At 59.8% G+C, this 15471-nt stretch carries 12 protein-coding genes and 4 tRNA genes; 12 read left to right on the plus strand and 4 right to left on the minus strand.

Features of this window, described 5'->3' with window-relative positions:
• Positions 1 to 100: 100 nt before the first annotated feature.
• Together HX811_RS25935 and HX811_RS25940 are read right to left on the minus strand one after the other, a co-directional pair.
• On the minus strand, positions 101 to 310 hold the full coding sequence (locus tag HX811_RS25935) for a hypothetical protein (protein ID WP_003214473.1): 210 nt from the start codon (positions 308 to 310) through the stop codon (positions 101 to 103).
• A gap of 319 nt (positions 311 to 629) precedes the next feature.
• The gene (locus tag HX811_RS25940) at positions 630 to 1826 is read right to left on the minus strand and encodes an amino acid aminotransferase (RefSeq protein WP_177048027.1); all 1197 of its coding nucleotides are present in this window, start codon (positions 1824 to 1826) and stop codon (positions 630 to 632) included.
• Between the two features lie 343 nt (positions 1827 to 2169).
• On the opposite strand from HX811_RS25940, the gene uvrB reads away from it, so the two are divergent.
• On the plus strand, positions 2170 to 4185 hold the full coding sequence (uvrB, locus tag HX811_RS25945) for an excinuclease ABC subunit UvrB (RefSeq protein WP_003214470.1): 2016 nt from the start codon (positions 2170 to 2172) through the stop codon (positions 4183 to 4185).
• A gap of 238 nt (positions 4186 to 4423) precedes the next feature.
• On the opposite strand, the gene HX811_RS25950 is transcribed toward uvrB, so the two are convergent.
• Positions 4424 to 5974: an MDR family MFS transporter gene (locus tag HX811_RS25950; protein ID WP_008438772.1), complete on the minus strand. Its 1551-nt coding sequence runs from the start codon at positions 5972 to 5974 to the stop codon at positions 4424 to 4426.
• Positions 5964 to 7010 carry an HlyD family secretion protein gene (locus HX811_RS25955; RefSeq protein WP_102368518.1) on the minus strand — a complete coding sequence of 349 codons (1047 nt, stop codon included), beginning with the start codon at positions 7008 to 7010 and terminating at the stop codon, positions 5964 to 5966. Before HX811_RS25955 ends, HX811_RS25950 begins: the two co-directional genes overlap by 11 nt.
• Positions 7011 to 7206: 196 nt before the next feature.
• Between HX811_RS25955 and gltX the strand changes: the two genes are divergently transcribed.
• The 11 genes from gltX to HX811_RS26010 all read left to right on the plus strand — a co-directional run bounded on the left by gltX (position 7207) and on the right by HX811_RS26010 (position 15254).
• Positions 7207 to 8688 carry a glutamate--tRNA ligase gene (gene gltX / locus HX811_RS25960; protein WP_003214464.1) on the plus strand — a complete coding sequence of 494 codons (1482 nt, stop codon included), beginning with the start codon at positions 7207 to 7209 and terminating at the stop codon, positions 8686 to 8688.
• Between the two features lie 147 nt (positions 8689 to 8835).
• A tRNA-Ala gene (locus HX811_RS25965) sits at positions 8836 to 8911 on the plus strand.
• 79 nt (positions 8912 to 8990) lie between these two features.
• Positions 8991 to 9066, plus strand: a tRNA-Glu gene (locus HX811_RS25970).
• Positions 9067 to 9116: 50 nt separating this feature from the next.
• A tRNA-Ala gene (locus tag HX811_RS25975) sits at positions 9117 to 9192 on the plus strand.
• 80 nt (positions 9193 to 9272) lie between these two features.
• Positions 9273 to 9348: transfer RNA gene (locus tag HX811_RS25980), tRNA-Glu, on the plus strand.
• A gap of 184 nt (positions 9349 to 9532) precedes the next feature.
• Positions 9533 to 10072, plus strand: coding sequence for a TetR/AcrR family transcriptional regulator (locus HX811_RS25985; RefSeq protein WP_003214462.1), 540 nt, complete (start codon positions 9533 to 9535; stop codon positions 10070 to 10072).
• Between the two features lie 28 nt (positions 10073 to 10100).
• A complete protein-coding gene (locus HX811_RS25990; protein WP_177048029.1) occupies positions 10101 to 10934 on the plus strand; it encodes an alpha/beta hydrolase in 834 nt (277 codons plus the stop codon).
• A gap of 50 nt (positions 10935 to 10984) precedes the next feature.
• Entirely contained in the window at positions 10985 to 11434 is a 450-nt protein-coding gene (locus tag HX811_RS25995; protein ID WP_177009373.1) for a thioesterase family protein, read from the plus strand.
• Positions 11435 to 11474: 40 nt separating this feature from the next.
• Positions 11475 to 12440 carry a tRNA-dihydrouridine synthase gene (locus HX811_RS26000; RefSeq protein ID WP_177048031.1) on the plus strand — a complete coding sequence of 322 codons (966 nt, stop codon included), beginning with the start codon at positions 11475 to 11477 and terminating at the stop codon, positions 12438 to 12440.
• Between the two features lie 547 nt (positions 12441 to 12987).
• Entirely contained in the window at positions 12988 to 14220 is a 1233-nt protein-coding gene (locus tag HX811_RS32090) for an adhesin (RefSeq protein WP_256344465.1), read from the plus strand.
• A gap of 65 nt (positions 14221 to 14285) precedes the next feature.
• Entirely contained in the window at positions 14286 to 15254 is a 969-nt protein-coding gene (locus tag HX811_RS26010; protein ID WP_256344466.1) for a hypothetical protein, read from the plus strand.
• The last annotated feature ends 217 nt before the right edge of the window (positions 15255 to 15471 follow it).

Below are 15471 nucleotides of genomic sequence, written 5' to 3' on the forward strand. Positions count from 1 at the left end.
GCGAGGCTGCGATGACGTCGGCACAGTCGATATTGAGGGTGCCTGACCCACCGCTATCGCGGCCTCGCTAAAGCTCGACGGCTCCCACATTTGATCTTTGTCAGCCGCCGAACTGGAAGGTGCCCATGGCCAGCTTGGCCATCAGGGCGCCGGCGCCCAGTTGCACCAGCCACAAGGCCAAACCGCCGAGGAATACGCCGAGGGCGACTTGCAGTACCAGGCTTTTCTGGCGCTTGACGGGGGGTGGGCGCGGGGTGAAGTGGTCCAGTTCGTCGCGGTCGGCACGCAGGTCCAGGTCGTCGTTTCTCATAGGCTACTCAAGGAAAGGGACTGTCTTGCTGTCAGTCTAGGGGCAGCGGACTGAAAGCAGCGAATTTTTAGGGGGGATGCCCTATTTGTTTAGGCAACCCACTTACCCTGTGGCGAGGGGGCTTGTCCCCCGTTGGGGCGCGAAGCGGCCCTGATTCAGGCACCGCATTCACTCAGAAAGTTCACGGTGGCAGGTTTTTGGGGCCGCTGCGCAGCCCAACGGGGGACAAGCCCCCTCGCCACAGGTTCGGTGTTCACAAAAGAATGTTGCAGTAAAAAGGGGAAGCCATCGGCTTCCCCTTTTTTGCATCACAACAGGCTTACAGCACCTGAACGATGGCCTTGGTCACGGCATCAATGTTCTTCTGGTTCAACGCCGCCACACAGATACGACCGGTATCCAGCGCATAGATACCAAACTCGCTACGCAGGCGTGTCACTTGTTCAACGCTCAGGCCGGAGTAGGAGAACATCCCGCGCTGGCGACCGACGAAGCTGAAGTCATGGCCCGGAGCCGCCTTGGCCAGGTCAGCGACCATCTGCTCGCGCATGCCGCGAATGCGCAGGCGCATTTCGGCCAGTTCCGCTTCCCACTGGGCGCGCAGCTCAGGGTTGTTCAGCACCGCTGCCACGATCGCCGCGCCGTGGGTCGGCGGGTTGGAGTAGTTGGTGCGGATCACACGCTTGACCTGGGACAGGATGCGCGCGCTTTCTTCCTTGGAGTCGGTGACGATGGACAGGGCGCCCACGCGCTCGCCGTACAGCGAGAACGACTTGGAGAACGAGCTGGACACAAAGAAAGTCAGGCCCGACTCGGCGAACAGGCGCACCGCAGCGGCGTCTTCGTCGATGCCGTCGCCAAAGCCCTGGTAGGCCATGTCGAGGAACGGCACGAGTTTTTTCGCCTTGACCACGTCCAGCACTTGTTGCCAGTCGGCCGGACTCAGGTCGACGCCGGTCGGGTTGTGGCAGCAGGCGTGCAGCACGACGATGGACTGTGGCGGCAGGGCGTTGAGGTCTTCCAGCAGGCCGGCGCGGTTGACGTCGTGGGTGGCGGCGTCGTAGTAACGATAGGTCTGCACCGGGAAGCCGGCTTTTTCGAACAGCGCCTGGTGGTTTTCCCAGCTCGGGTCGCTGATGGCGACGACGGCGTTGGGCAGCAGTTGCTTGAGGAAGTCAGCGCCGATTTTCAGGGCGCCGGTGCCGCCGACCGCTTGGGCGGTGATGACGCGGCCGGAGCTGATCAGCGGCGATTGCGCGCCGAACAGCAGCTTTTGCACGGCCTGGTCGTAGGCGACAATACCGTCGATCGGCAAGTAGCCACGGGCGGCGTGTTGCGCCACGCGAATGGCTTCCGCTTCGGCAACGGCACGCAAGAGTGGAATCTTCCCCTCCTCGTTGCAGTAAACGCCCACGCCAAGGTTCACCTTGGTGGTTCGGGTATCGGCGTTGAATGCTTCGTTGAGGCCCAGGATTGGATCGCGTGGTGCCATTTCGACAGCGGAGAACAGGCTCATTTTTGCGGCAGCTCTATAGAGAGTGGAGGGACGTGTCGCGCTCCAGCCGAATGCACTAGAGCGGTGCACAAACGGGGAGCTAGTATAGAGGCCATCACTGCTCACGGCGACAGCCGAAACGGCTTTTCGGCCAAGTTTTTCGGTTTATTTACCGACCGTTAGTCTTATTGCAACATGGGTGACCAACGGCATGTAGGACGATTGCCTTGAAACCCGTCACATTCGCCTCCACTTCTACAGCTATCATGGTTTTTTCCTGCAACCTGCGCCGAGCAGTCGCGGGTCGCGGTCTTTTTCGTCCCCGTTGCTTTTTCCGGCCCCGGGGTGACTCAAGAGGTACGTTATGTCGGATTTCCAGCTAGTCACCCGCTTCGAGCCCGCCGGCGATCAACCGGAAGCCATCCGCCTGATGGTCGAAGGCATTGAGGCCGGCCTCGCGCACCAGACCTTGCTCGGCGTGACCGGCTCCGGCAAGACTTTCAGCATCGCCAACGTGATCGCCCAGGTGAACCGCCCGACCCTGGTGCTGGCGCCGAACAAGACCCTGGCCGCGCAGTTGTATGGCGAGTTCAAGGCGTTCTTCCCGAACAATGCGGTGGAGTACTTCGTTTCCTACTACGACTACTACCAGCCCGAAGCCTACGTACCGTCGTCCGACACCTTTATCGAGAAAGACGCCTCGATCAACGACCACATCGAGCAGATGCGACTGTCGGCGACCAAGGCGCTGCTGGAACGCAAAGACGCGATCATCGTCACCACGGTGTCGTGCATCTACGGCCTGGGCAGCCCGGAAACCTATTTGAAGATGGTGTTGCACGTCGACCGCGGCGACAAACTCGACCAGCGCGAACTGTTGCGTCGCCTGACGAGCCTGCAATACACCCGCAACGACATAGACTTCGCCCGGGCGAGCTTCCGCGTGCGCGGCGATGTGATCGACATCTACCCGGCGGAATCCGACCTGGAAGCGATCCGCATCGAGCTGTTCGACGATGAAGTCGAGAGCCTGTCGGCCTTCGACCCGTTGACCGGCGAAGTGATCCGCAAGCTGCCGCGCTTCACCTTCTACCCGAAAAGCCACTACGTGACCCCGCGCGAAACCCTGATGGGCGCCATCGAGGGCATCAAGGCTGAGCTGGTGGAGCGCCTGGAATACCTGCGCTCCAACAACAAGCTGGTGGAAGCCCAGCGCCTGGAACAGCGCACCCGCTTCGACCTGGAGATGATCCTAGAACTGGGCTACTGCAACGGCATCGAAAACTACTCGCGCTACCTCTCGGGCCGCGAGTCCGGGCAGGCGCCACCTACCTTGTTCGATTACCTGCCGGACGATGCCTTGCTGGTGATCGACGAGTCCCACGTCAGCGTGCCGCAGGTGGGCGCGATGTACAAAGGTGACCGTTCCCGTAAAGAGACCCTGGTGGAATACGGCTTCCGCCTGCCATCGGCGCTGGATAACCGGCCGATGCGTTTTGACGAGTTCGAAGGCATCAGCCCGCAGACGATTTTTGTCTCGGCCACGCCGGGTAACTACGAGGCCGAACATGCCGGGCGGGTAGTTGAGCAACTGGTGCGCCCGACCGGCCTGGTGGACCCGCAAATCGAAATCCGCCCGGCGTTGACCCAGGTGGATGACTTGCTCTCGGAAATCACCAAGCGCGTGGCCCTGGAGGAGAGGGTGCTGGTCACCACGCTGACCAAGCGCATGTCCGAAGACTTGACCGATTACCTGGCCGACCACGGCGTGCGCGTGCGCTATTTGCACTCGGACATCGACACCGTGGAGCGCGTGGAAATCATCCGCGACCTGCGCCTGGGCGCCTTCGATGTGCTGGTGGGGATCAACCTGCTGCGTGAAGGCCTGGATATGCCGGAAGTGTCCCTGGTGGCGATTCTGGATGCGGACAAGGAAGGCTTCCTGCGGTCTGAGCGTTCGTTGATCCAGACCATTGGCCGGGCGGCGCGCAACCTGAATGGCCGGGCGATTCTGTATGCGGACCGGATTACCGGTTCCATGGAACGGGCGATTGGCGAGACCGAGCGTCGTCGCGACAAGCAGATTGCCTACAACCTGGAGCATGGCATCACGCCGAAGGGTGTGTTCAAGGATGTGGCCGACATCATGGAAGGCGCAACGGTGCCGGGCTCGCGCAGCAAGAAGCGCAAGGGCATGGCCAAGGCTGCGGAGGAGAATGCCAAGTACGAAGCGGAATTGCGTTCACCGAGCGAGATCACCAAGCGTATTCGCCAGCTGGAAGAGAAGATGTACCAGTTGGCGCGGGATCTGGAGTTTGAAGCGGCGGCGCAGATGCGCGATGAGATCGGCAAGTTGCGGGAGCGGTTACTGGCGGTCTGATGATCGTTCCCACGCTCTGCGTGGGAAAGCAGCCCGGGACGCTCTGCGTCCCAAGAGCGGACGCGGAGCGTCCAGTGAGGCATTCCCACGCAGAGCGTGGGAACGATCTTCAAGCTCTTTGTGGCGAGGGAGCTTGCTCCCGCTGGAGTGCGGAGCGCTCCCAGAATTTTGGGGCCGCTTCGCAGCCCAGCGGGAGCAAGCTCCCTCGCCACAGCAAGCTCCCTCGCCACAGGTTATTTCAGTGGGCTTCCCCAGCCTTAAGCCCCGCCGGCAACGCCTTGGTCAACAAGATCGCCACCATACTGATCCCCAACGCCAACCCTACAAAATGGAACGCATCGTTATAGGCCATGATCTGCGCCTGCTGATGCGCTATCTCACTCAACTTGCCCAACGCCGCCGTCTCACTCCCAAACGTCTCCGTCAGCCTGGCCATGCGCTCCGCCACCTGTGGATTGGTCGGCACAATCGCCTCACGCAGGTAATCAAAGTAGGTCTTGGTGCGCGCATCCAGCAGCGTCGCCAGCAACGCAATCCCGATCGCCCCACCCAGGTTTCGCAAAATATTGAACAGGCTCGACGCCGACCCCGCGTCTTTTTGCATGATGTACGCCGTGGCAATCAACGAAATTGTCACCATGATCAACGGCTGCCCCAACGCACGGATGATCTGGATGCGGTTGAACTGGTCGCCGGCAAAGTCCGGGTTCAGCACTCCCGATGAAAAGCTCGCCAACCCAAACAACCCGAACCCCAGCGTACATAGCCATTTGGGCGACACGTATTTCATCAGCTTGGGCACCAGCGGAATCAAAAACAGCTGCGGAACGCCCATCCACATGATCACTTCGCCGATTTGCAGGGCGTTGTAGTTCTGGATCTGCGCCAGGTACAGCGGCAGCAGATAAATCGAGCCATACAACCCCACGCCCATCCCCAGGCTCGAAATACTCGACAGCCCGAAATTGCGATTGCCGAGGATGCGCAGGTTGATCAGCGGGTTGGGCTTGGACATCTGCACGATGACGAAGGTGATCAAGCTCAACAGGGCGACGGTGCCCAGGCTGACAATCAGGCTGGATTCCAGCCAATCCTTGCGATGGCCTTCTTCCAGAAACACCTGCAAACACCCAAGGCCCACGGCCATGGTGACGATGCCAAGATAGTCGGTGCTTTTGAGCAGGTCCCAGTTGGAGTCCTTTTTCTCCAGGCCGTACAGCAGCCCGGCGATCATGATCAGGCCCGGTGGGATGTTGATGTAGAAGATGTATTCCCAACCCCAGTTTTCCGTGAGCCAGCCGCCAATGGTCGGGCCGATGGACGGGGCGAAGGTGGCGGTCATGGCGAACATGGCCATGCCTTTGGCGCGGTGATGTTCGGGCAACTTGATCAGCGTGAGGGTGAACGCCAGCGGGATCAGCGCACCGCCGGTAAAGCCCTGCAGCGCGCGGAATACGATCATGCTTTCCAGGCTCCAGGCCATGGAGCACATCAGCGAGGCGATCAGGAACCCGCCCGAGACCCACACCGCCAGCCGACGCGCCGACAGCAGCTGCACCAGCCAGGCGGTGAGGGGGATCATGATGATTTCGGCCACAAGGTAGGAAGTGGAAATCCACGAACCTTCTTCCAGGGTGGCCGACAGCGCGCCCTGGATGTCCTTGAGGGAGGAGTTGGTGATCTGGATGTCGAGCACCGCCATGAAGGCGCCGAGCATTACGCTCATGACTGCTATCCAGTCGCGCCGGCTCGGTTCGCCTACCGGCGGCAGCAGTTGATCACCGGCCATCGTGCGGGTCTTGGATGTTCACTTTGACCGTCACCGACATGCCCGGGCGGATTTTGCCCTGCAGCGGGTTGTCGGTGGCGAAGGTCAGTTTGACCGGAATCCGTTGTACGACTTTGGTGAAGTTGCCCGTGGCATTGTCCGGCGGCAGCAGGCTGAATTGCGCGCCGGAGGCGCCGAACAGGTTGGCCACGCGGCCTTCGATCGGAGTATCGCTGTAGGCGTCGAACGTCAGCTCGGCTTTTTGCCCAGGCTGCATGTGGCCGATCTGGGTTTCCTTGAAGTTGGCCTGCACCCAGATGTCCTGGTCCGGGACGATCGACAGCAGGTAGGCGCCGGCCTGTACGTATTGACCGTTGCGCGCGGCGCGCTGGCCGATCAGGCCGCTGATGGGCGCGTGGATTTCGCTGCGGGTCAGGTTCAGTTCGGCCTGGGCCAGGTCAGTCCTGGCGTTGGCGATCATCGCGTCGAGGCGCTTGATCTCGGCGTTCAGGGCGTTGACCTGCTGGCGCTGGCCCTGCAGGTCGGCCTGGGCCATGGTCACCTGGGAGCGGGCGATGTGGTTGTCGGCGTCGAGGGTGGTGACCCGTTCTTCGGAGACATAGCCGGGTTTGCGCAGGGTTTGTGCGCGGTTCAGGTCGATCTGCGAGCGGCCGAGGGTGGCCTGGCTGGACGAGACCTTGGCTGCACCGGCGGCGATCAGGCTGGCTTGCTGGGTCAGTTTGCTCTGGGCCTGCACGCGCTCGGCTTCGCGCATGGCCAGGGCGGCGTTGGCGCGGTCGACGGCGAGGTGGAAGTCGTCGCCTTCGAGCTTGACCAGCAGTTGGCCTTTTTCCACGTGCTCGTTGTCGCCCACCAGCACCTCGACGATGCGCGCACCCAGTTGGCTGGAGACCCGGGTGATCTCGCCCTGGACGTAGGCGTTGTCGGTGCTTTCATAAAAACGGCCCTTGAAGAACCACTGGGCGAAAAAGCCCGCGGCGATCAGGACCACGATAAACAGGAAGATAAACAGGCGGCGTTTGAGCGGGGCAGGCATGGCAATAATGTCGTCGACAAAAGGTAATGGAATATAGCCAGCGAACGGTCTGGCAAATAGCCATGTCGAGACTTGAGACCGGAGCTTGTCTCATATGCCCTTTGTTCGCCTCCCCACGCTGGAGCCCAAGGGCTTGGGGCTGTTACCATTCGCCCCTTGTTTCATTTTCAGTTTTATCGCCAATTCGAGACCCGCCATGACCACCGTCCGCACGCGCATCGCGCCATCGCCTACTGGGGATCCCCACGTAGGTACTGCTTACATCGCCTTGTTCAACTACTGCTTTGCCAAGCAGCATGGCGGTGAATTCATCCTGCGGATCGAAGACACCGATCAACTGCGCTCCACGCGCGAGTCGGAACAGCAGATTTTCGATGCCCTGCGCTGGTTGGGCATTACCTGGGCTGAAGGCCCGGACGTCGGCGGCCCCCACGGCCCGTATCGCCAGAGCGAGCGCAGCGACATCTACAAGCAGTACACCCAGCAACTGGTCGACATGGGCCATGCCTTCCCGTGCTTCTGCACCGCCGAAGAGCTGGACCAGATGCGCGCCGAGCAGCAGGCCCGTGGCGAAACCCCGCGTTATGACGGCCGCGCACTGCTGCTGTCGAAGGAAGAAGTGGCCCGGCGCCTGGCCGCCGGCGAGCCGCACGTTATCCGCATGAAGGTGCCGAGCGAAGGCGTGTGCGTGGTGCCGGACATGTTGCGCGGTGACGTCGAGATCCCGTGGGACCGCATGGACATGCAAGTGCTGATGAAGACCGACGGCCTGCCGACGTACTTCCTGGCCAACGTGGTGGACGACCACCTGATGGGCATCACCCACGTACTGCGTGGCGAAGAGTGGCTGCCATCGGCGCCGAAACTGATCCTGCTGTACGAGTACTTCGGCTGGGAACAACCGCAGCTGTGCTACATGCCGCTGCTGCGTAACCCGGACAAGAGCAAGCTGTCCAAGCGCAAGAACCCGACCTCGGTGACCTTCTACGAGCGCATGGGCTTCATGCCCGAAGCGATGCTCAACTACCTGGGCCGCATGGGCTGGTCGATGCCGGACGAGCGCGAGAAGTTCTCGTTGCAGGAAATGGTCGATAACTTCGACCTGTCTCGTGTGTCCCTGGGTGGGCCGATCTTCGACATCGAGAAGCTGTCGTGGCTCAACGGCCAGTGGCTGCGTGACCTGCCGGTGGAAGAGTTCGCCAGCCGCGTGCAGCAGTGGGCGTTGAACCCCGAGTACATGATGAAGATCGCGCCGCTGGTGCAGGGCAGGGTGGAGACCTTCAGCCAGGTCGCACCGTTGGCGAGTTTCTTCTTTGCCGGTGGCGTGAACCCGGACGTGAAGCTGTTTGAGTCGAAGAAACTCTCGGGTGACCAGGTTCGCCAGTTGATGCAGTTGATCCTGTGGAAGCTCGAAAGCCTGCGCCAGTGGGAGAAGGATGCGATTACCGCGACTATCCAGGCGGTGGTTGAATCCCTGGAACTGAAATTGCGCGATGCCATGCCGCTGATGTTTGCCGCGATCACCGGGCAGGCGAGTTCGGTGTCGGTGCTCGATGCGATGGAAATTCTGGGCCCGGACCTGACTCGCTTCCGTCTGCGCCAAGCCCTTGATTTGCTTGGTGGTGTGTCGAAGAAAGAAAACAAGGAATGGGAAAAGCTGCTGGGCGCTATCGCTTAAGCACGCTGTTGTAACGGCCAAACCCCGGTTTTCCGGGGTTTGCTCGGTAAGTGATTGTTATCTCGGCAAAAAATTTTGAAAATTGTTGAAAATAAATTTGACACGTTTCGAATACGCCATTAAGATTCGCCCCGTCCTCACCGACGAGGGGCTATAGCTCAGCTGGGAGAGCGCTTGCATGGCATGCAAGAGGTCAACGGTTCGATCCCGTTTAGCTCCACCAATTTACAGGTTCAAGGTCTGGCCACACCGTCCTTGAATTCGATCAGACTCAGCCTGATCACGTTGTATAGAAGGTTTGTGTCCCCTTCGTCTAGTGGCCTAGGACACCGCCCTTTCACGGCGGTAACAGGGGTTCGAGTCCCCTAGGGGACGCCAGTTTCAACAAGCAGTTCGAAAGGTCTGCTGCGCCGCGAGGCGAAAAATCCGGGGCTATAGCTCAGCTGGGAGAGCGCTTGCATGGCATGCAAGAGGTCAACGGTTCGATCCCGTTTAGCTCCACCAATTTACAGGTTCAAGGTCTGGCCACACCGTCCTTGAATTCGATCAGTCCTCAGCGCTGATCAGTTGTACAGAAGGTTTGTGTCCCCTTCGTCTAGTGGCCTAGGACACCGCCCTTTCACGGCGGTAACAGGGGTTCGAGTCCCCTAGGGGACGCCACGATTACCCGCTCTGCGGGATTTTTAAGGGTCATTCAATTATTGAATGGCCCTTTTGTTTGTCTGGCGTTTGGCCAATCCTCCTTCCTTTTTCCCTGAGTGTTCTTCTGACCAATGGTCATGCCTGTGGCTTGCGAAATATTATTATGGTAATAATATTCGAAGCATGAGATTCGGAGGCAACGATGAACGATAAAAAAGCGCAAACCCGCGAACGCATTCTGCAAGCTGCCGGTGCTGCCCTGGTGCAGCGTGGCCCGGCCGAGCCGAGTGTGGGCGAAGTGATGGGCGCGGCGGGGCTTACCGTCGGCGGTTTCTACGCGCACTTTGAAAGCAAGGACGCACTGATGCTGGAGGCCTTCACCGAGTTGCTGGCCCGGCGTCGCGCCGCCGTCGATGACATGGACTCCTCGCTGACCGGTGAAGAGCGTCGCGCGCTGGTCGCAGCGTTCTACCTGTCGCGTAAACACCGTGACTCCACCAGCCAGGCGTGCCCGATCCCTTCCACCGTGGGCGAAATGAGCCGCCTGCCGGATGAGTTCCGCCAGGCCTTGAACGAACACTGCGAACTGATGGCGGCACAGCTGGCCGCCAGTCCGGAAGACACCGACAAGGCCTTGGCCGACATGGCACTGATGATCGGCGGCTTGTCGCTGGCCCGCGCCCTGGGCCCGGGTGAGTTGTCGGATCGTGTATTGCGTGCGGCCAAGTCCGCAGTGCGTTAAGAACGGCTTCTGGCCTGAGGGATGAGCGATGGGCACGTTGAAATGGATTCGTGGCGTCAATGGCACCTTGGGCCGGCTGGCGCCGCACACCGTTGCCAGCAAGATGCGTCGAGTGTTCATGACGCCTCGCGATTTGCCACCCCGTGACTGGGAGCTGCCGCTGCTGGCGCAGTCCGAGCGCATCACTTTGCGTTTCGGCCTGTCGGCGCTGAAGTGGGGCCAGGGCCCTGCAGTGTTGTTGATGCATGGCTGGGAAGGGCGCCCGACGCAGTTCGCCAGCCTGATCACGGCACTGGTGGAGGCGGGCTATTCGGTGGTTGCACTGGACGGCCCGGCCCACGGTCGTTCGCCGGGGCGCGAAGCCCACGTGCTGCTGTTCGCTCGCGCCATGCTGGAAGCGGCAGCCGAGCTGCCACCGTTGCATGCGGTAGTCGGTCACTCCATGGGCGGCGCCAGCGCGATGCTGGCGGTGCAGTTGGGCTTGCGCACCGAGACGTTGGTCAGCATCGCGGCACCCTCGCGGTTTCTCGACGTGCTGCGTGGTTTCGCCGGCATGGTTGGCTTACCGGCCCGTGCGCGTTCGGCGTTTATCCAGGAGGTGGAGCTGACGATGGGGATGCCCCTCAAGCATCTCGACGTCGCCCACTATCAAATGAATATCCCGGGGCTGATCGTGCATGCCGAAGACGACACCTTCGTCTCGGTCAAAGCCTGCCAGGTGATCCACGACGCCTGGTTCGACAGCCGCCTGCTGCGCCTGGAGCAGGGCGGGCACCAGAAAGTGCTGGCGGATCCGCGTGTGATCGAGGGCGTGCTGGCGCTGCTGGCCGGCCGCCACGTGCCGGAGCGCCAAACCGCCTGAGCCATGGGTTACACTGCCCGCCGCCGACATTAATCGACCGGGAGCACCCCATGGGCTGGGATTTGGCAACGCCGTTTATCATCGATCTGCAGGTCGGTGCCGAAGACATCGACGGTCTGGGGCACGCCAACAACGCCGTTTACGTGTCCTGGCTCGAACGCTGCGCCTGGCGCCATTCCCAGCGCCTGGGGCTGGACCTTAGCGAGTACCGCAGGCTGGATCGCGCGATGGCCGTGGTGCGTCATGAGATCGATTACCTCGCCGCCGGTTACGAAGGCGATGAGCTGCAGTTGGCGACCTGGATCGTCGACTGGGACCAGCGCCTGAAAATGACACGACGCTTCCAGCTGGTACGCCCGCGTGATGGCGCTACCTTGCTGCGAGCGCAAACCACCTTTGTCTGCATCGAACTGTCCAGCGGCAAGCCCAAGCGCATGCCGTCGGAATTTCTTGAGGGTTATGGCCCTGCGCTGCAAGGCGAATTACCTGCCAGCGTCTGAAACCAGTAAACTGCGCCACGTTTTTCGTTGAGTGTTTTCCATGCAAATTGCTTTGGCGCCCATGGAGGGGTTGGTCGACAACATCCTGCGGGACGTGCTGACCCGGGTCGGCGGTATTGATTGGTGCGTGACCGAGTTCATCCGGGTCAACGACCGCCTGCTGACGCCTGCCTATTTCCACAAACTCGCCCCTGAGTTGCTGCACGGTGCCAAGACCGCTGCCGGCGTGCCGCTGCGTGTGCAGTTACTCGGTTCAGACCCGGTGTGCCTGGCGGAAAACGCGGCCCTGGCGTGTGAGCTGGGCTCGCAGGTGGTTGACCTGAACTTCGGCTGCCCGGCCAAGACCGTCAACAAGTCCCGTGGCGGTGCGGTATTGCTCAAGGAGCCGGAACTGCTCAACCAGATCGTCGAGCACGTGCGGCGTGCGGTGCCGGCGCATATTCCGGTCACCGCCAAAATGCGCCTGGGCTTCGACAGCCCGGACGGTGCCCTGGTATGCGCCACGGCCCTGGCCGAAGGCGGCGCGGCGCATATCGTCGTGCACGCCCGCACCAAAGCCGACGGCTACAAACCCCCGGCGCACTGGGAGTGGATCCCGCGCGTACAGGAGGTGGTGAAGGTGCCGGTGTTCGCCAACGGTGATATCTGGAGCGTTGAAGACTGGCGACGTTGCCGGGAAATCAGCGGTGTGGAAGACATCATGCTCGGCCGCGGCCTGGTGGCCCGCCCCGACCTGGCTCGGCAGATTGCTGCCGCGCGGGCCGGGGAAGAGGTGGTGGAGATGACTTGGGCGCAGATGCAACCCATGCTTCATGAGTTCTGGCGGCAATCCGTCGAGCAATTGACCGAGCGGCAGGCGCCGGGGCGCTTGAAGCAATGGCTGGCCATGTTGACCCGCAACTATCCCGAAGCAGTCGAACTATTTACGCTGATGCGGCGGGAAACCGACCTTAAGCAGGTAGGACGATTGTTGAGGGTGCCTGATTCGGTTGCGCTGCAAAATTGAGTACATATATATAAGCGTTTCAATCCAGTAGGAAAGGGTGCCGTGGGCGCCCTTTTTTTTGCTTGAGATAAGGCCTTGGATCGTTAACAACGAGTGTTTGTGGGGGGCGTGACTAGAGCTTTTTTGGTTGCTTTATATATGTGAGCAAGTTTCTTGTTTGCTACAGAGTCTTGCGGTGTCAGAGGCGCATATTTTCAAGTTTTGTTAGTTGGAGTATGAGGGGCGCGCGCAATAACACAGATATGAATGACTGGTGTAGGTGAGTGATTTCATCAATTTGCCTTAACGGCTGACTGTTGCCTGATATATCCATTTTTCCCACGGCGACCATCGGGTCGGCACGATGTTTTACGGAAAGTCCATAGGATAAAGTCTCTATTTTCATTTGATTTCCTTATGTGAAGGCCGATTTTCGGAACCCGATGCTCGCAACACCCACGAAAGTAGGGAGTGTGCAGCACTCGGGTTTGTTTCCAGTCCAGAACCTGGATGGTCTGTTTGCAGACCGCTGAAGGCGTTTTGGCAATCACTGAATAAGGATTTGTTTATGTCTAATTTGTCGGTCAATAATTTCCCTCGCTTGACTAATGATTTCAATCAGCAGAATGCAGACCTGCCAAAGTCTGTCGACAAGAGCGCCGGCGAAATCCGGGCGAATACGCCCGGCACAGTATTGAAAAACAATCCCGCCGTGGCGACGGATGGAACCGTTACCTTCAACAAGGATGCACTCGAGAAGTTGTTCGAGTTGTTTGAATATGCATTCAAGGCCATACGGAACATGCTGTCCGGACAGGGGGGGATGCCCAAGTTGGTACCCGATGCTGGCCCGCTGCCTAAACACGAGAAGAGCAGCGATACTCCGGTGAAGGATAAGGCGGACAGTAAATCGAATGTGCCGGACACTGCGGCCAAGGACAAGGCGGGGACTGATTCGCAAGTGCCGAACACTGTAGCCAAGGACAAAGCCGAGACCAACTCGCAGGTATTGAACACTGCTCTCAAGGATAAGGCAGAGACCAACTCGCAGGTATTGAACACTGCACTTAAGGATAAGGCCGAGACTAACTCGCAGGTATTGAGCACTGCACTCAAGGACAAGTCCGGGACCAATCCTGATGTGTCGGTACAGAGAGACAAGCCAGCAAACAATCCAGCGGTTCCGAGTTCCGAGGTTAAGGTAACGCCTAAACCCCTGCCAGAGCCCCGCAGGCCAGACCACGCACCGGGCAAGGACGTGCAGCCGAACAGCCGGAGCAGTTCCGACGTGAACGTCACGGTCCAAGTGATGAACTGCCATTGCCCTCACCCGGATGCAACGAAGCCAGTCCCGCCAAAGCCTGACGTGCCCTTGCCGATACCAGCCGTTCCGGTCCCGGCGAAGCCCGATGCACCGGTCCCGGCGAAGCCAGCCGTTCCGGTCCCGGCGAAGCCCGATGCACCGGTCCCGGCGAAGCCCGATGCACCGGTCCCGGCGAAGCCCGATGCACCGGTTCCGGCGAAGCCCGATGCACCGGTCCCGGCGAAGCCCGATGCACCGGTCCCGGCGAAGCCCGATGCACCGGTCCCGGCGAAGCCCGATGCTCCGCTCCCGCCGAAGCCGGACGCTCCGCTCCCGCCGAAGCCCGATGCGCCGGTTCCACCGAAGCCAGACGCTCCGAAGCCGGACATCACTTCGCCAGGGCCGTCTGAGGATGTCCTTGAGTTTGAAGCCAACGGCAGGCGTCGAGCGTTCGACAGCGACTGGCGGTTTAATCCCGGCCGCCGGATAAGCAGGTAAGTCGGCCACTTCCTCAGTTTTTTTCAACAAGGCGCCCCCGATCAAAAACGTCGGGGGAGCCCTTGATGAAGGATGGTTATATGTCTTGTTCAGAAATCAATAATGCGGGCGCGGTCAGAAACTACTATCAACATTCGCAAACCTGCAACACACCAGGACGATCGGTTCCCGTGCAGCCGGTATTCGTTGATAAACAAGTCCTCTCATCGTTCGGTAATAACGATCAAAGTACCGTTGGGAGCACAGCCAGCGACACCCCGCTGTTAGCAAAGCTCCTCGATCTGTTCACCCAGTTTTTTACACAGTTGCAAGGCCTGCTGGCGGGCAAGGAACTGGCGAATACAGTGACGACCAAGGTAACACCTGCGCCCCCGCCGGCAGTGCTGCCCAAGCCGGATGTACCCCTGCCGGATCCAACACCGCAGCCGCTTCCTGATCTGTCCGATAAGCGCAACGGCGCCAAGCCGGAAAATATATGGAACGGCTTTCGCCAGGGTCCTGACGGTAATTGCGTGACTATTTCGGCGATCAAGGCGGCGATGGCGAAGTTCGGTCAAAGCCCGACCGATATCTTCAAGTCTGTTCAAGCCAAGGGTGATGGCTATCACATTGTCATGCGTGACGGGTACACGCTGGATTTGAGCAAGGATGAATTGGCCAAAGCCAGGCGCGGCTCAAAGTTTGTCCCGATGCGCGATCCCGGCATGCTCAAGGATGCGCACTTTCTATTTGCCGTCAGTGCCAAGCGAGCGATGCTGGAAAACAATGACGGGACTGCAGGCAGGAGCTTTCAATCCGCGATAAACAGCCTCAACGACGGTGAAGACGAAACAGGGCCCGGGGAAGGCTTCAAGCGTCTGGGCTTGCGCCAGCATATGAAAGAAGTTCCGGTCAGTGCGTTCGCTGATAAATCATTGATCGGTATGGTCAACAGGAGCAGGCACTCTGTAGCAGTGGTTGATGGTTGTGAGGAGATGTATGGGACTAAAGCGGGGAGACCGCGGTTTGGACGGGCTGTTGCATTGGTTGGCTAACGGGGCATCTATAAAAACAATAAGAATATGATCGTTGCTGCGTAACACGTTAAATTTATAGCTGGATTTTGTTGAACTTATTATCTGGCTGGGTGCAGTTCATGTCGTGCAGAAAATACTGTATGCCGTGTTCATGCACTTTCTTTTTATACCTGAACGCATTGTAGAGGTGGCAGCGTTTGTCACGGGCTGTTGTGTGTTCGTCCTTTAAAGGAGT

This window comes from Pseudomonas sp. F8002 (genome assembly GCF_013385495.1).
Classification (GTDB): Bacteria; Pseudomonadota; Gammaproteobacteria; order Pseudomonadales; family Pseudomonadaceae; genus Aquipseudomonas.